This is a genomic window from Leptotrichia sp. oral taxon 221 (assembly GCF_018128245.1).
GTDB lineage: Bacteria > Fusobacteriota > Fusobacteriia > Fusobacteriales > Leptotrichiaceae > JABCPH02.
The window spans coordinates 195,951-211,810 of record NZ_CP072378.1; the positions used below are offsets into that span (position 1 = coordinate 195,951).

Annotated in this window: 18 protein-coding genes; all 18 read left to right on the forward strand. The window is 29.7% G+C overall.

Features of this window, described 5'->3' with window-relative positions:
- Positions 1-45 precede the first annotated feature (45 nt).
- The 18 genes from ulaG to J4863_RS00960 all read left to right on the forward strand — a co-directional run bounded on the left by ulaG (position 46) and on the right by J4863_RS00960 (position 15,601).
- The gene (gene ulaG / locus J4863_RS00875) at positions 46-1,137 is read left to right on the forward strand and encodes an L-ascorbate 6-phosphate lactonase (protein WP_211618569.1); all 1,092 of its coding nucleotides are present in this window, start codon (positions 46-48) and stop codon (positions 1,135-1,137) included.
- A gap of 135 nt (positions 1,138-1,272) precedes the next feature.
- A complete protein-coding gene (locus tag J4863_RS00880; RefSeq protein WP_211618570.1) occupies positions 1,273-2,805 on the forward strand; it encodes a PTS ascorbate transporter subunit IIC in 1,533 nt (510 codons plus the stop codon).
- Between the two features lie 114 nt (positions 2,806-2,919).
- Positions 2,920-3,201, forward strand: a complete 282-nt coding sequence (locus tag J4863_RS00885; protein WP_211618571.1) for a PTS sugar transporter subunit IIB — start codon at positions 2,920-2,922, stop codon at positions 3,199-3,201.
- 74 nt (positions 3,202-3,275) lie between these two features.
- Positions 3,276-3,731, forward strand: a complete 456-nt coding sequence (locus tag J4863_RS00890; RefSeq protein ID WP_211618572.1) for a PTS sugar transporter subunit IIA — start codon at positions 3,276-3,278, stop codon at positions 3,729-3,731.
- A gap of 79 nt (positions 3,732-3,810) precedes the next feature.
- Positions 3,811-4,470 (forward strand): 3-keto-L-gulonate-6-phosphate decarboxylase UlaD, encoded by a 660-nt coding sequence (locus tag J4863_RS00895; RefSeq protein ID WP_211618573.1) that lies wholly within the window; start codon positions 3,811-3,813, stop codon positions 4,468-4,470.
- Positions 4,471-4,496: 26 nt separating this feature from the next.
- A complete protein-coding gene (locus J4863_RS00900) occupies positions 4,497-5,384 on the forward strand; it encodes an L-ribulose-5-phosphate 3-epimerase (RefSeq protein ID WP_211618574.1) in 888 nt (295 codons plus the stop codon).
- 1 nt (position 5,385) lies between these two features.
- A complete protein-coding gene (gene araD / locus J4863_RS00905) occupies positions 5,386-6,087 on the forward strand; it encodes an L-ribulose-5-phosphate 4-epimerase (RefSeq protein WP_305798608.1) in 702 nt (233 codons plus the stop codon).
- 104 nt (positions 6,088-6,191) lie between these two features.
- A complete protein-coding gene (locus J4863_RS00910) occupies positions 6,192-6,599 on the forward strand; it encodes a helix-turn-helix domain-containing protein (RefSeq protein ID WP_211618575.1) in 408 nt (135 codons plus the stop codon).
- A 187-nt stretch (positions 6,600-6,786) separates the two neighbouring features.
- Positions 6,787-7,371, forward strand: a complete 585-nt coding sequence (locus J4863_RS00915) for an ECF transporter S component (protein ID WP_211618576.1) — start codon at positions 6,787-6,789, stop codon at positions 7,369-7,371.
- A 64-nt stretch (positions 7,372-7,435) separates the two neighbouring features.
- Complete coding sequence (locus J4863_RS00920) at positions 7,436-8,185, forward strand: energy-coupling factor transporter transmembrane component T (RefSeq protein WP_211618577.1); 750 nt, start codon at positions 7,436-7,438, stop codon at positions 8,183-8,185.
- Positions 8,170-9,006: an energy-coupling factor ABC transporter ATP-binding protein gene (locus tag J4863_RS00925; protein ID WP_211618578.1), complete on the forward strand. Its 837-nt coding sequence runs from the start codon at positions 8,170-8,172 to the stop codon at positions 9,004-9,006. Before J4863_RS00920 ends, J4863_RS00925 begins: the two co-directional genes overlap by 16 nt.
- Before the next feature lie 45 nt (positions 9,007-9,051).
- Positions 9,052-9,864 (forward strand): hypothetical protein, encoded by an 813-nt coding sequence (locus J4863_RS00930; protein ID WP_211618579.1) that lies wholly within the window; start codon positions 9,052-9,054, stop codon positions 9,862-9,864.
- A gap of 39 nt (positions 9,865-9,903) precedes the next feature.
- Positions 9,904-10,431, forward strand: coding sequence for a hypothetical protein (locus J4863_RS00935; protein ID WP_211618580.1), 528 nt, complete (start codon positions 9,904-9,906; stop codon positions 10,429-10,431).
- A 51-nt stretch (positions 10,432-10,482) separates the two neighbouring features.
- The gene (locus J4863_RS00940) at positions 10,483-11,280 is read left to right on the forward strand and encodes an energy-coupling factor ABC transporter ATP-binding protein (protein WP_211618582.1); all 798 of its coding nucleotides are present in this window, start codon (positions 10,483-10,485) and stop codon (positions 11,278-11,280) included.
- 61 nt (positions 11,281-11,341) lie between these two features.
- Positions 11,342-12,481: a cysteine desulfurase family protein gene (locus tag J4863_RS00945; RefSeq protein WP_211618584.1), complete on the forward strand. Its 1,140-nt coding sequence runs from the start codon at positions 11,342-11,344 to the stop codon at positions 12,479-12,481.
- A gap of 72 nt (positions 12,482-12,553) precedes the next feature.
- A complete protein-coding gene (locus J4863_RS00950; RefSeq protein ID WP_211618586.1) occupies positions 12,554-13,249 on the forward strand; it encodes a Cof-type HAD-IIB family hydrolase in 696 nt (231 codons plus the stop codon).
- Between the two features lie 686 nt (positions 13,250-13,935).
- Complete coding sequence (locus tag J4863_RS00955) at positions 13,936-14,547, forward strand: IS607 family transposase (protein ID WP_211618588.1); 612 nt, start codon at positions 13,936-13,938, stop codon at positions 14,545-14,547.
- Positions 14,534-15,601, forward strand: coding sequence for an RNA-guided endonuclease TnpB family protein (locus J4863_RS00960; RefSeq protein ID WP_211618590.1), 1,068 nt, complete (start codon positions 14,534-14,536; stop codon positions 15,599-15,601). The genes J4863_RS00955 and J4863_RS00960 overlap by 14 nt, the downstream gene beginning before the upstream one ends.
- The last annotated feature ends 259 nt before the right edge of the window (positions 15,602-15,860 follow it).

The following is a 15,860-nucleotide window of genomic DNA, read 5'->3' on the forward strand; positions in this document are numbered from 1 at the left end:
CAAAAAATATATAATACTTAAAGCAATTTTTAGGAGGAATCGATTATGAGTAAAGTGAGTGAAATTACTAGAGAAAGTTGGATTTTATCAACATTCCCAGAATGGGGGACTTGGTTAAATGAAGAAATTGAAAATGAAGTTGTACCTGAAGGAAACTTTGCGATGTGGTGGTTAGGATGCGTTGGTGTTTGGATTAAAACTCCTGGTGGAGCAAACATTTGTATGGACTTGTGGTGTGGAAGAGGGAAAAACACTAAAAAAGTTAAAGATATGGTAAGAGGACACCAAATGGCTAATATGGCTGGAGTTAGAAAATTACAACCAAATTTGAGAGCACAACCTATGGTATTAGATCCATTTGCAATCAATGAGTTAGATTATGTGTTAGTATCACATTATCACAGTGACCACATTGATCCAAATGTAGCAGCAGCAGTAGTTAATAATCCTAAATTAAATCATGTTAAATTTGTAGGACCTTGGCATTGTGCTAGACTTTGGAAAGAATGGGGAGTACCTGAAGATAGAATTATCACTGTTAAACCAGGAGATACAATCGAATTGAAAGACGTTAAAATTCACGCATTAGATTCATTTGATAGAACTTGTTTAGTAACATTGCCTGTAGAAGGTGCTGAAGAACAAGGTGGAGAATTACACGGATTATGTCCTTCAGATGAAGAAATGGGAAGAAAAGCAGTAAACTATGTATTTGAAACTCCAGGAGGAACAATTTATCACGGAGCAGATTCTCATTATTCAATTAACTTTGCAAAACATGGAAAACAATTTGATATCGATGTTGCATTAAACAACTATGGAGAAAATCCAGTAGGAATAGCTGATAAAATGACTTCTGTCGATTTACTAAGAATGGCTGAATGCTTAAGAACAAATGTTATTATTCCAGTTCACCACGATATTTGGACAAACTTCATGGCAAGTACAGATGAAATCTTAGCATTGTGGAGAATGAGAAAAGACAGATTACAATATAAATTCCATCCATTCATTTGGGAAGTTGGTGGAAAATATGTTTATCCGCAAGATAAAAACTTAATTGAATATCATCACCCAAGAGGATTCGATGATTGTTTCGAACATGAACCAAATGTTCAATTCAAATCAATATTATAATTAAAAAGAGTTAAGTAAAATAAATCCTTATGGTTAGTCTATTAACTGATAAATTTAGCGAAACTCTAATCATAGGGATGTTTTATAATTAGAAGGTTTTATATAAAACAGATATAAAGCGAGAGGGAGAAAGACATGAATATACTTTATACTATAGGAACATTTTTTGCCAATAATATTTTGACAAAACCACAGTTCTTTGTTGGGTTATTGGTATTTGTAGGATATTTATTTTTAGGGAAAAAAATATATGAAGCTGTCGGTGGATTTATAAAAGGGACAGTTGGATACATGATATTAAACGTTGGTGCAGCAGGGTTAGTTGTTACATTTAGACCTATCTTGGCAGCATTAAAAACAAAATTCAATTTAGATGCAGCGGTAATCGATCCATATTTCGGATTACAAGCGGTAACAGAAGGATTGAAAAAACACAATTTAGTTGATAATACAATGATGGTATTATTGATTGGATTTATCGTAAACATTATTTTAGTTTTATTAAGAAAATATACAAAATTGAGAACATTATTTATAACAGGACACATTATGCAACAACAAGCATCAACAGCTTTATGGATTGCAGTAATAAGCTATGTATTAACAAATAAAGCTAATCCTGGATTAGCAGTTTTATTAGCAGGAGTTTTTGCGGGAGTTTACTGGTCAGTAGCAACAAACTTAACAGTTGAACCTACTCAAAGATTGACAGGAAATGCAGGATTTGCAATAGGTCACCAACAAATGTTTGCAATTTGGTTTGTAGATAAAGTAGCTCCAAAAATTGGGAATCCTAAGAAAAAATTAGACGATATTAAATTACCAAAATGGTTATCAATATTACATGACGATATTATTTCAACAGGATTGATTATGATTGTATTCTTCGGTGCGATTATGTTATTGTTAGGACCTGATTTCTTCACAGCAAAATTAGGAAAATGTGTAGTTGAAGCTGGAAAACAAATTTGTCCTATTAAAAATCCTAACGGAGTTTCTCCTAACCCTATGGTTAGTGCATTTGATGGTAAAAAAGAATGGTTTGGAACTTACGTAATTTCAACAACATTATCATTTGCAGTTTACTTAACAATATTGAAAACAGGGGTTAGAATGTTCGTATCTGAATTGACTACATCATTCCAAGGAATCTCAAACAAAATCTTGCCTGGTTCATTCCCAGCAGTTGACTGTGCGGCTTCTTATGGATTTGGATCTCCAAGTGCAGTATTATTTGGGTTCTTAGCAGGATTAATCGCTCAATTTATAGCAATCTTTGGATTATTGGTATTCAAATCACCAGTATTCATTATAACAGGATTCGTTCCAGTATTCTTCGATAATGCGACAATTGCAGTTTATGCTGAAAAACGTGGTGGAGCTAGAGCAGCATTGATTTTATCAGCATTGTCAGGATTCTTGCAAGTAGTGTTAGGTGCTGTAGCCGTTTCAATCTTCCAAATGAAAGGTTTAGGTGGATGGCACGGAAATATTGACCAAAGTACAATTTGGTTAGTACAAGGTGGATTCATGAAATATTTAGGATATATAGGTTATGCAATCGTAATTATTACAATGTTAATTATCCCACAATTACAATTTAGAAGAGCAAAAGATGCAGATACATATTTTGAAGGATTAGTTGAATTGGAAGATGAAGAATATTAAAAATTCAAATAATGTAAGAAAAAGTTAAAAATAATAAAAAATTATAAGATAAGAGAATAAAATAAGGTGTATTTCGTAAAGAAATAAAAACTTTAAGAAAGAGAAGTGAGTTAAATGAAAGTATTAGCAGTGTGTGGAAGTGGAATGGGAACAAGTATGATTATGAAATTAAAAGTTAGTCAATTGTTACAAAAATTAGGAATACAAGCAGATGTAAATTCATGTAGTTTAGGAGAAGCAAAATCAGGACTTTCTAATTATGATTTGGTATTAGCGTCAACTCATATTGTACCTGAATTAAAAGCAGGACCAAACACAAAAATAATTGGACTTCAAAATTTACTTGATAGCAAAGAATTAGAAGCTAAATTAAGAGAAAAAGGAATTGTAAAATAAGATTTGAAGAAGCTGTCTTAAATAAATTTGAGGCAGCTCTCTAATTATTAAAAAGATTGATGGAGGAAACGATTATGACTTTGAAACAAGCATTACTTGAAAATGATTCAGTATCATTAAGACAAAGTGCAAAAACATGGCAAGAAGCTATTGAGATTTGTATGAAACCATTGGTTAAAAGTGGAGCAGTTAAAAGAGAATATGTAGATGCAATTATCGAAAGAACGAAAGAATTAGGACCTTTCTACGTATTGGCACCAGGACTTGCTATGCCACACGAAAGACCTGAAAAAGGTGTAAATAGAAATGCATTTAGCTTTATAACTTTAGAAGAACCAGTAGTTTTCGATGACGGACAAGAAGTGGACATTTTAATAGGATTAGCAGCAGAAAACGCAGATGTTCACAATGGAGAAGCAATTCCACAAATTGTTATGTTATTTGACGATGAAGATGTATTCGATAAAATAAGAGCAGCAGAAAAACCAGAAGATATTTATAAAATTATTAATGACGCTGTAAATGCTTAAATTTTTAATTAAATTTATAAAAAAATAATAGATGAATAATAAGTTTATAGAAAAACAAATGTTTTAGGAGGAAATTATCATGGCAAGACCATTATTACAAGTAGCATTAGACCATTCAGATTTAAAAGGAGCAATAAAAGCGGCAGTTTCAGTAGGAGATGTAGTAGATGTTATTGAAGCTGGAACAGTTTGTTTATTACAAGTAGGAAGTGAATTAGTAGAAGTATTGAGAAACTTATTTCCAGAAAAAACAATAGTTGCTGATACAAAATGTGCCGATGCAGGTGGAACAGTTGCTAAAAATAACGCTGAAAGAGGAGCTGACTGGATGACTTGTATTTGTTGTGCAACAATTCCTACAATGAAAGCAGCTTTAAAAGCAATAAAAGAAGTAAGAGGAGACAAAGGTGAAATTCAAGTTGAATTATACGGAGATTGGACTTATGAACAAGCACAACAATGGTTAGATGCAGGAATTAGTCAAGCAATTTATCACCAAAGTAGAGATGCATTATTGGCAGGAGAAACTTGGGGAGAAAAAGATTTGAACAAAGTTAAAAAATTAATCGAAATGGGATTCAGAGTTTCTGTAACAGGGGGATTAAATACTGACACATTGAAATTATTCAAAGGTGTAGATGTATTCACTTTCATCGCAGGAAGAGGAATTACAGAAGCAGAAAATCCAGCAGCAGCAGCTCAAGCATTTAAAGACGAAATTGCAAGAATTTGGGGATAATGATAAAAAAAAGAATGAGGGATGTTATGAAAAATTTAGATAAATTGAATTTAGGAATTTATGAAAAAGCACTCCCAAAAGATATTGACTGGGTCGAAAGAATAAAATTAGTAAAAGAGTGCGGATACGATTTCGTTGAAATTTCTATCGATGAAACTGATGAAAGATTAGCAAGATTAGATTGGTCTGACGATGAAATTAACAGAATACATAAAGCGTTAATCGATACAGGCGTTAGAATACCATCAATGTGTTTTAGTGGACACAGAAGATTCCCAATGGGAAGTATTAATCCAGAAACTCGTAAAAAGGCGATGGAATTAATGGAAAAAGCAATAATTTTTGCAGATAAAATGGGAATAAGAACAATTCAAATGGCAGGATACGATGTTTATTACGAGCCAGACGGACAAACAGGAAGTGCTGAAACAAAAAAATATTTTGTGGAAAATTTGAGAAAGGCTACTGAATGGGCGGCTTCTTATAATGTAACTTTGTCGATTGAAATAATGGATCACCCATTTATTAATTCAATTACAAAATATATGGAATTTGATAAAAGAATTAATTCACCTTGGTTGAAAGTGTATCCAGATGTTGGAAACTTAACAGCATGGCCAGAAAATAACACTTTACACGAATTGGAATTAGGAATGAAAGAAGCAGTTATTACAGGTATTCATTTGAAGGATACGTTAGCTGTGACAGATACTTTTCCTGGAAAATTCAAGGAAGTTCCATTTGGTGAAGGATGTGTTGATTTTCCAAAAGTGTTTGCGAAATTAAAAGAATTAAATTACAAAGGTCCATTTTTAATTGAAATGTGGACTGAAAAATCAGATGATCCAATTGCAGAAGTGAAAAAGGCGAAAGAATGGATGCTTGAAAGAATGAAAGAGGGAGGATTTATTTAAGATGTTGGAAAAATTAAAAGAAGAAGTGTTTAAAGCAAATTTAGAGTTGCCAAAACATGGATTAGTGTTATTTACTTGGGGAAATGTTAGTGCTATTGACAGGGAAAAAGGGCTAGTAGTAATTAAACCAAGTGGTGTTGATTATGAAACAATGAAAGCAGAAGATATGGTTGTAGTAGATTTGGATGGAAATGTAGTAGAAGGAGACTTAAATCCATCATCAGATACTCCAACTCACTTGGAATTTTATAAAGCATTTCCAAATATCGGTGGAGTTGTTCACACACATTCTACAAACGCAGTAATTTGGGCTCAAGCAGGTAGAGATATTCCAGCTTACGGAACTACTCACGGAGACTATTTCTACGGACCAATCCCTTGTACAAGAAAAATGACGCCAGAAGAAATTGCAGGAGAATACGAAAAAGAAACAGGAACAGTTGTAATCGAAACATTTAAAGAAAGAAACATTGATCCTGATATGATTCCAGCAGTTTTGGTGCAAAGTCATGGACCATTTACTTGGGGGAAAGACGCTCACGAAGCAGTTCATAACTCAGTAGTACTTGAAGAATTATCAAAAATGGCACTATTTACTGAACAAGTAAACAAAGACGTTAATTCTATGCAACAAGAATTATTAGATAAACATTTCTTGAGAAAACACGGAGCGAATGCTTATTATGGACAAAAGAAAAAATGATTAAGAAATTTATTTTTATAAAGTTTTAAATTTCTCGAGAAATATGCTATAATAAAATGTCTTATATAATTAGGATAATTTAAGTTTATATAGTAAGGGGTAAAATGCAAGATAGTCAAGATATTAAAACAAATCCAAATCTAGTTGAAGCTCTTGGATATTACATAAAAAATAAAAGGTTACAAAAAAAAATCGGATTAAGAGAAATGGCAGAACGATTAAATATAAGTCCAGCTTATTTGTCTAATTTAGAAGCGGGTAAACATTCTATGACTAATCCACTTCTGTTGAAAAAAATCTCAAAAATATTGGAAGTTGATCATCTTAAATTATTTAAAATAATAGGCTATACTGATAAAGATATGGCTGAATTAAAAGAGGAATTATTTTATGAAATATTAGACGGGATTCCTGTTAAAGATATTGAGGAAACAATTAAAGATTTAATGAAATTGAGTCCAGAAAAGATATCTTTAGTTAAACAGTATATCGAGATTTTATTGAAAACTTAAAATTTGAAAAATAAAAATATTTTACGAAAACTACTTTTGATGAAAATTGAGAGTAGTTTTTTTTTTGAAATTTTTTCACTCATTTTTTAGAAAAAAAGTAAATAATGTGATATAATGAATTTAAATAAAATTATTAAGGTTAAAACTTATAAAAAATTAGGTTTAACCAAATTTAGGAGGAATAGTTATGAAAAGTTTAAAAGAAGATTTTTCGTTGATGTCAACATTGTTAATACCTGTGGCGGTAGCTATTAATTTTACAGGTTCTTTTATTGCAAGTTCTCTAAAATTACCATTATTTTTAGATGCTATTGGGACAGTATTTATAAGTCTTATTGCAGGACCATGGGTAGGATCGGTAACTGCAGTAATTACGAGTATTGCAACAGGTGGATTTAATCCAGTGAATTTAGCATTTTTACCAGTTGGAATACTTATTGCTGTTGTTATTGGAAATCTTACAAAATTAAAAATAAAAAATATTGTTGTAAAAATTATATTGTTAATATTGGCACTAACTATAACAACTGTTATTGCAAATACAGTAATTACACTTTTGGTTTATAAAGGAATTACACCAGATGGAACTGGAGTTGTTGCATCAACTTTAATAAAATTAGGATTTGGGGAAGTTTTTTCTGTAATAGCGGCAACTTTTGTGTCAGAAATTATGGACAAGTCATTGACAATAATTATTGCTGTTTTAATTGCAAAAAGTATGTCAGATAGATATTTGATAAAATTCAAATATGGAGAAAATTATATAAAATAAAAATTGTATTTTGAAATAGAGAATTTATCTCTTTAAAAAATTTAATGGGAAAAATGGAGAAAATATGAATAATTTTTTAAAAAATTTATATCCGCTGACAAAGTTTTACTTAGTTCTGACACTAATAATATCAGGATTTATCATTCCTTACACTATTTATGGATATTTACTTTTTGTAATTTGTGGAATATTTGCCTTTTTATATGGAAAATTGGGAATTTATGTTAAAAGAGCATTTTTAAGTTTATTTTTATTGACTTTAGTAATATTTTTAGCTCAAAGTTTATTATTTGTATCAGATGAAGTATTTGCAAAAATATGGATTTTTGTAATTTACAAAAAAGGTCTATTGAAAGCAATTGCTGTAACATCAAAATTATGGGCTATTATAACACCAATTACATTACTTATTTTAATAACGCCAGCAAAAGATTTTATAACTGCACTGGAAAAAAAAGGAATTAATCCTAAAATAGCGTTCATTTTACTTTTGACTTTACAAATGATACCAGAAATGGGAAAACAAGCAAGTGTAATCTTAGATTCACAGCGTTCAAGAGGTGTGGAAACTGAAGGAAATGTTTTCGTTAGATTTAAAGCGCTTTTACCTGTATTTATTCCGCTTGTGCTAGGTTCGATTGTAAATACAGAGGAAAGAGCGATTACACTAGAAGCAAGAGGTTTTTCAATAGGAGAAAAAAGAACGATATTGAATGAATTAAAAGAGACAAAAAATGACAAAATTGTAAAAATAATACTTGTGATTTTTTTAATTTTATGTATTGCTTGGAGGATTTTATGGGTATTGAAATAAAAAATTTTAGTTATAAATATCCGCTGGAAGATAAGAATGTTTTGGAAAATTTGAATTTGAAGATTGAAAAAGGTGAGTTTTGGGCAGTTATTGGGAAAAATGGAAGTGGAAAAACGACACTTTGTAATGCTCTGAGAAGATTTGTGCCAGATTTTTACAAGGGAGAAGTGACTGGAGAAATTGTAGTTGATGGGAAAAATTTGAAAAATTTTAGTCCAAAAGAACTTGTGACAAAAATTGGTTTTGTGTTTCAAAATCCATTTACACAAATTAGCGGAGTAAAAGATACAGTTTTTGAAGAAATTGCTTATGGTTTGGAAAATCTTGCGGTTGAAAAGGAAAAAATAATAAAAAGAGTAAATGAAACATTGAAATTACTTGAAATAGAGCATTTGAAGGATAAAAATCCGCAAGAGATGTCTGGAGGTCAAAAGCAGCGTGTTGCATTAGCTTCAATCATTGTAATGGATCCTGAAATATTAGTAATTGATGAACCAACTTCACAGCTTGATCCAAAAGGAACACAGGATATTTTCAAAATAATAAATATTATGGCTAAAAAAGGGAAAACGATAATTTTAGTGGAGCATAAATTGGAATTGATTGCAGAATATGCCGAAAAAATTGTAGTTTTGGATGAAGGAAAAATAATTTTGAGCGGAAAAGCTAGTGAAGTTTTAAATAATAAAAGTTTATTAGAAAAGGGAATTGGAATGACACAGTATTCGATGCTTGCTTATAAACTTGAAAAGGCAGGAAAAGCAAAGTTTGAAGAAATTCCGATAACCAAGGAAAAGACAGTGGAATTATTGAAAAAATGAAAATTTTAAAATTTATCAAAAATTACTGGAAGAGAAAGGAATTTTATGAAAGAAGGGAAACTGAAAAAAATTATAAAAATAGACTGGACAATATTTTATTCCAAACCGAGAATACGAATTTTAGGAATTTTAATATTTTTGGATATAATGTTGCTTTTCACAGTAAAAAAAGAAATAGAAAAAGGATTTAGCGTATCTTCTGTTTCAACTTCAATAGTCTTATTTATATTATTTATGTTGTTAAATGGATTATTTATTTTTTACTATAAAAATAAATTTCCTAATATAGAATTTTATGATGATTATTTTATTTTCAAAAAAGAGAAAGTGTATTATGAAAATTTAAAATATTTTTTCTTTAAGGATAATAGAGTATTTCAAATGAAGAAGTTTTCTAAAATTTTGTATAAACCTGATGGTGGTAATTGGAAAAAGATAGATGGAAGCGGGTATGATTATGACTTATTTTCAGTATTTCAAAAATGTTTTTTAGAAAAGAATTTTTCAAAAGCAGTAGAAAATATTGAAAATGGTGGAGTTGAGATTTTTCCATTTCAAAATCAAGGTTTTGTGAAAAACAAATTCTTATTTTCAAGCGAAGAAGGATTGCAGAAATTGACTCAGATTTTTGAAAATTCACCCAAAATACAAGTATCAAATAAGTCTGTAACATTTGATAATGAGATTTATGATTGGGAAAATTATAATATTGAATTTGAAATCGGCACAATTACAGTAAGTGATTTGAAAAAGAATACGATTCTTGAAATTGAAGCTAAAAATACAGTAATTTGTCAGGAAATTTTATTAAAAAACTTAATAGAAAATTTTGATAAAAAATATCCTAAATTTTATTAGAAAATAAGAAAATTTGGAAAGTGAGAAAGGGAAATTTTGATGAAAAGATGCTTGTCAGGCTTATTAGGAATTATTTTGTTATTTTTTGTGATGACAATTGTTTATTGCCTATATTGCCTTTTTAAAATATTTGTTAATAAATACATACCTTTTTTTGAAGCACTGATTTTTTTAGGAATATGTAGTGGCTGGACATATGGATTAAACAGATATGATAAAAAAAATTTTGAAAATGAAAAGGATAAGAATAGAAGCAGATTTGCACCAAAAGAAAAGAAAGAGCCGTCAAATAAAGAATTGCTGTCAGCTCTTTTTCTCGCATATATTCCAGCAATTATAACAATTTATATTGGAAATGTGATTGAACTGGCATATTTTATAAGTTCAACTGAGAAAACAAAATTTACAGCAGAGTTTTTTTATTCATTAAATGAAGTTTTTAATCAACTGTTTTTTTATAAAAATTTATTAATAGTATCAGTAACTTTTATAATATTTGGAGTTTTTTTCAGTTTTAGAACAGTTACAGAATACATGAAGAGGAAAAAAGAAGAGCTGGAACAATAAAATAATTATTGAAGATAATTGTTTAATAAAATTTTTAAAGGAGACAAAACTATGAGTTTTATTACTGTAAAAAATTTGAATTTTAAATATCCTAATGGAACTGAAAATGTACTTAATGATATTTCTTTTAAAGTTGAAAAAGGAGAAAAAGTAGCAATTATTGGACAAAATGGAGCTGGGAAAACGACATTAGTAAAAATGTTAAATGGACTTTTGAAACCGACTAGTGGTGATGTAATTGTCGATGAGTGGAACACACAAAAATATTCCGTAGCAAAAATGAGTAAAAAGGTTGGGTATGTTTTTCAAAATCCGATGGATCAAATTTTTCATAACAATGTTTATGATGAAATTGCTTTTGGTGCGAAAAAATTGAAGTTTTCTGAGGAAAAAATAAAAAAATTAGTGGAAGATGCAATGAAATTGACAAAATTGGAAAAATTTTCAAAGGAAAATCCGTATAATTTGCCATATTCGATGAGAAAATTTGTTACGATTGCGGCTGTGATAGCGATGGATGTTGAGGTGATTGTGATGGATGAACCGACTGCAGGGCAAGATTTTAAAGGAATGAAAATTTTGCATGATTTGATTGATGAATTGCAAAAGAGAGGGAAAACGATTGTTACAATTACGCATGATATGGAATTTGTTGTGAATAATTTTGAGCGTGTGATAGTTATGACAAATGGTAAAATTATAGCAGATGGCGACAAAAGAGATATTTTCTGGGAATTGGAAACGCTTGAAAAAAGTATGGTAAAACAGCCATATATTAGTGATTTGGCGCGAGAATTGGGAATGAATGAAAAAGTTTTATCAATAGAGGATTTTGTAGAAAATTTTTAAATAAAAGCTGATTTTGAAAATGGCAACTGAATCCTCTTAGAAAGGAGAAAATAACAGTAGAATGAAGACAGTATATTTAGATCATGCAGCGACTACGAAAATGTTGCCAGAAGTTATTGAAGCGATGATGAAATCTTATGAAAATGATTTTGGAAATCCATCTTCAACTCACAGAATTGGGCAAAAATCTAGAGCTATTATTGAAAAAGCAAGAAAAATTGTTGCAGAAATTTTGAATGTTGATACGCAAGAGATAATTTTTACTTCTGGTGGTGCTGAAGGGAATAATCTTTTGATAAGAGGGATTTTGAATGCAAACAAAGATAAAGGAAATCATATTATTACGACAAAAATTGAGCATTCATCAGTTTTGAAAACATTTCAGCAATTGGAAAATGAAGGATACGAAGTCATATATCTTGATGTGGATAAAAATGGGACGGTTAATGTTGAGCAGTTGAAAAATTCATTGAGAGAAAATACTGCTTTGGTGTCTGTGATGTACGTGAATAACGAAACAGGTGTAAAACAGCCGATTAAGGAAATTGGAGAGATTTTGGAAGAAAAAGGGATATTTTTCCATACAGATGCGGTTCAGGCGATTGGAAAAGAAATTATAAATCCAAAAGAATTAAAAATTGGTGCATTAACAGCGGCTTCTCATAAATTTCATGGTCCAAAAGGATCAGGATTTGTATTTTTAGATAAAAAAATTCAGATAGAGAAGGAAATTTGGGGAGGGGCACAAGAAAGAAACCGAAGAGCAGGTACTGAAAATGTTCAAGGAATTTTAGGGACAGGAATAGTGTTGGAAAAAATTTATAAAAATATTGATGAAATTCAGAAAAATGAAAAGGAAGTTCATGAATATTTGGAAAAACGACTGAAAGATGAAATTTCAGATATTAAAATAAATGGTGAAAATGCTAAAAGAGTAGAAACAATTACAAATATAACTGCAAAAGGCTGTGATATTCAAACATTGCTAATTGGACTGGATATGAGAGGGATTTTTATTAGTGGTGGTTCAGCTTGTATGTCGGGAGCTCAAGAGCCGTCTCACGTATTAAAAGCAATGGGATTGTCAGTAGACGAGTTAAATTCATCATTCAGAGTGAGTATTTGCAAAGATACGACGAAAGATGAAATTGATTATTTTGTGGAAAATTTGAAGGAAATTGTTGAAATTGAACGTAAATAAAAATTTGAAATAAAGTCTTTTTTTGGTTATTTTTGTGATGATAAAATAAATCAAGATGAATAAGGAGAAGTTATGAGTATCAAGGCAATATTCATGGATATGGATGGAACGGTTCTTACGAGCGAACACAAAGTTTCTGACAAACTGAAAAATAAATTAAATGAATTAGAAGAAAAAGGAATAAAAATTTTTGTTGCAACAGGAAGAAGTTATTCTGGTACTAAACGTTATTTGGAATTAATTGGGATAAAAAATCCTGTAATTACTTACAATGGTGGAAGAATTGTAAATCCATTGACAGATGAAGTTGTTTATGAGAATGCAATTAAGCCAGAAATCGTTGAAAAGATAATAAAGTTGGCAAGAGAAAAGGACATTCACTTGAATTTGTACAATGAGGATAAATTGTATTTTGAAAGAAATGGTGGCGAAGGAGAAAAATATGCTGCGAAAACAGGAATGCCTTTTGAAGTGGTAAATTTTGATGATTTTATTGGAAAAAATTCGACGAAAGGATTGTTACTGGCTCCAAATGATAAGTTGTTGGAATTGAAGGAAGAGTTGGAAAAATCATTTGAAGGAGTGTACTTTGTATTTTCACAACCGACTTATTTGGAAATTTTGAATGAGGGTGTGAATAAAGGCGGTGCTGTTAGAGAATTGTTGAAACAGTATGGGATTTCAGCTGATGAGGCGATGGCGTTTGGAGATCAGTGGAATGACCTTGAGATGTTAAAAACCGTAAAATATGGATATTTGATGGGATAGATAACTGTTATTAAAAATATATAAAAAACAAAAATATATATTAATAATTGTATAGAAAACCCCTATTTCAGTAGCAATGCTGAGATAGCTTGAATTTAAAACTAGGAAACCCTAAAGAATTAGATAACTACAACATAACTGGAAACGGTAAGTGTGAATGTTGCGAAAGCAGAAAAAATATCTAAATATGAACTATGGTGAAATAAAAGCTATATATTTAATTAGTTATTGAGATGTGACATCTGATTATTTATATAGTCCTAAGGTTACGTTAAATATAAAAAATCAATAACATAGTATTTAACTATTACAATGGGTGTTTAGTTACCAATCATCTAAGGCTAGTTAAGTTATGATGAAGGTTCAACGACTAGGTGGTTGAGCCACCCTTTTAAAAAAAGATAACTAGAAAAAAAACTAGGAAAGTAAAACTGTAAGCAGATATATTGACACGGCTTTATATCAATGACAGAAGAAAAATATTCACAGCCTTAATTTTTTAAGGTTGAACAAATAGTCTACGCTAATATGAAAATATTAGAAGTCTACCAGCAATGGAAAGACTGCTTTGATAGTTGCGTATCAAGGTGAATGCATAAAAAGTCTATAATAAAATATAAAATAAACAAGAAAATGTTGATTTTTGTATATTGTTATGCTATGCTAATATCAAGGAGTGATAAAAGATGTTAAGTATAGGAAAATTTGCAAAATCTTTAGGAGTAAGTATTCAAACTCTAAGAAACTGGGATAAGGAAGGAAAATTAAAACCTACTTATGTTACAGAAAATGGATATAGATACTATTCTGAAGATTTACTAAATAAATTTAGAAATATCAAAAATGTTAATAAAATAAAGAAAAAAAATATATTATATGCAAGAGTGTCTACTAAGAATCAAAAAGATGATTTAAATAGACAAATTGATAATCTAAAGCAATATGCTTATAGCAAAGGATATTCTTTTGAAATAATAACTGATATTGGAAGTGGAATAAATTATAAAAAAGAAGGTCTTTTAAAAATGATAAATTTAGTTGAATGTGGAGAAGTTGACAGAATAATTGTCTTATATAAAGACAGACTTATAAGATTTGGCTATGATTTAATTGAATACATTTGCAAACTTAATGATACTAAAATAGAAATAGTAGATAATTCTACTATTTCTAAGGAACAGGAACTAACAGAAGATTTAATACAAATTATAACTATTTTTGCAAACAGACTGTATGGAGCAAGAAGCAAGAAAACAATTAATTTGATAAAGAGCGTAAAAGAAAATGCTGATAGGTAAAAAAATCAGAATAAAAACAACTCCTGAACTAGAAATATTATTGAGAAAATGTGCAGGTGTTGCAAGATTTTCTTATAATCTAATGATTAGTTTAAATAATAGTTCCCAAAAGTTTATTAAAGAGAGTGATGTGCGAAAATATGTTACGGGGTTAAAAAAGCAAGAAAATTACAGCTGGTTAAAAGAAGTTAGTGCTAATATCCCTAAACAGGCAATAAAAAACTGCGGGAAAGCATACTCCGATTATTTCAAAAAGTTAAGAGGAAAACCTAAATTTAAAAAGAAATTCAAAAATGACCGTTTCTATGTGAATTATGAGAGCTTGAAAAAAACAAATTTAGGATTTAAAGCTGAAAAATTAGGAGAAATAAGAACTAGCGAACCATTACCTGAAGCCAAACAATATTATAATCCATATATTGTATATGACAATAAATATTGGTATCTAACATTTTCTATTGAAACAGAGTGTATAAAAGAGCAATTAAATGATTTTACACTTGGAATTGATTTAGGAATAAAGCATTTTGCAGTAACATCACAAAATGAAATCATACCAAATATAAATAAGACTTTGACAATGAAAAAACTTTACAAGAAAATAAAAAGATACCAAAGAAAACTTACAAAGTGTTTAAAAAATAGTTTTAATAGAATTAAAGTTTTAAAACAGCTTCACCGATTGTTTAGAAGACAAAAAAATATCAGAAATAATCATATACATCAAGCAACTTCACATTTGGTAAAAACCAAGCCAAGTAAAATAGTTGTTGAGTATTTGAGGGTTTCTAATATACTTAAAAATAAAAGATTATCAAAAGCAATATCTGAAAGTGGATTTTATGAATTTAGAAGACAACTTGAATATAAATGTAAATTAAGAAATATTAAATTTATGTTAGCAGATACATTTTTTCCAAGTAGTAAAAAATGTTCTAACTGTGGAAATATAAAAAAAGATTTAACATTGAAAGATAGAATATATAAATGCGATTGCTGTGGTCTTGAAATAGATAGAGACTATAATGCAAGTCTTAATTTAAGCAAGTTATAATACAATATAAAAAATTAACATACCGTTCGATATACGGAAATTTAAGTCTGTGGAGAGTTAGAAAAACTTGTCAATTTTATTCGGCAAGAACTTTATGAAACAGAAAGTTGAATTAGTGATAGTCAACATGTCAACATAATAAAAGTTTATTTTGATTTTTATAGACTTTTTATATCGGAAATGCGACAGATGAATTGAAAAAGGAATTTCCTAAGGATAGAATTACGTTGACAAATGATGAAGACGGAATTTACGAGGT

What these genes read in the sequence shown, in the direction of transcription:
- J4863_RS00940 (WP_211618582.1), top strand. Translation starts at nt 10,483, where the DNA reads ATGAGTTTTATTACTGTAAAAAATTTGAATTTTAAATATCCTAATGGA.
- J4863_RS00900 (WP_211618574.1), top strand. Translation starts at nt 4,497, where the DNA reads ATGAAAAATTTAGATAAATTGAATTTAGGAATTTATGAAAAAGCACTC.
- J4863_RS00960 (WP_211618590.1), top strand. Translation starts at nt 14,534, where the DNA reads ATGCTGATAGGTAAAAAAATCAGAATAAAAACAACTCCTGAACTAGAA.
- J4863_RS00925 (WP_211618578.1), top strand. Translation starts at nt 8,170, where the DNA reads ATGGGTATTGAAATAAAAAATTTTAGTTATAAATATCCGCTGGAAGAT.
- J4863_RS00890 (WP_211618572.1), top strand. Translation starts at nt 3,276, where the DNA reads ATGACTTTGAAACAAGCATTACTTGAAAATGATTCAGTATCATTAAGA.
- J4863_RS00955 (WP_211618588.1), top strand. Translation starts at nt 13,936, where the DNA reads ATGTTAAGTATAGGAAAATTTGCAAAATCTTTAGGAGTAAGTATTCAA.
- ulaG (WP_211618569.1), top strand. Translation starts at nt 46, where the DNA reads ATGAGTAAAGTGAGTGAAATTACTAGAGAAAGTTGGATTTTATCAACA.
- J4863_RS00915 (WP_211618576.1), top strand. Translation starts at nt 6,787, where the DNA reads ATGAAAAGTTTAAAAGAAGATTTTTCGTTGATGTCAACATTGTTAATA.
- J4863_RS00880 (WP_211618570.1), top strand. Translation starts at nt 1,273, where the DNA reads ATGAATATACTTTATACTATAGGAACATTTTTTGCCAATAATATTTTG.
- araD (WP_305798608.1), top strand. Translation starts at nt 5,386, where the DNA reads ATGTTGGAAAAATTAAAAGAAGAAGTGTTTAAAGCAAATTTAGAGTTG.
- J4863_RS00920 (WP_211618577.1), top strand. Translation starts at nt 7,436, where the DNA reads ATGAATAATTTTTTAAAAAATTTATATCCGCTGACAAAGTTTTACTTA.
- J4863_RS00895 (WP_211618573.1), top strand. Translation starts at nt 3,811, where the DNA reads ATGGCAAGACCATTATTACAAGTAGCATTAGACCATTCAGATTTAAAA.
- J4863_RS00935 (WP_211618580.1), top strand. Translation starts at nt 9,904, where the DNA reads ATGAAAAGATGCTTGTCAGGCTTATTAGGAATTATTTTGTTATTTTTT.
- J4863_RS00885 (WP_211618571.1), top strand. Translation starts at nt 2,920, where the DNA reads ATGAAAGTATTAGCAGTGTGTGGAAGTGGAATGGGAACAAGTATGATT.
- J4863_RS00930 (WP_211618579.1), top strand. Translation starts at nt 9,052, where the DNA reads ATGAAAGAAGGGAAACTGAAAAAAATTATAAAAATAGACTGGACAATA.
- J4863_RS00945 (WP_211618584.1), top strand. Translation starts at nt 11,342, where the DNA reads ATGAAGACAGTATATTTAGATCATGCAGCGACTACGAAAATGTTGCCA.
- J4863_RS00950 (WP_211618586.1), top strand. Translation starts at nt 12,554, where the DNA reads ATGAGTATCAAGGCAATATTCATGGATATGGATGGAACGGTTCTTACG.
- J4863_RS00910 (WP_211618575.1), top strand. Translation starts at nt 6,192, where the DNA reads ATGCAAGATAGTCAAGATATTAAAACAAATCCAAATCTAGTTGAAGCT.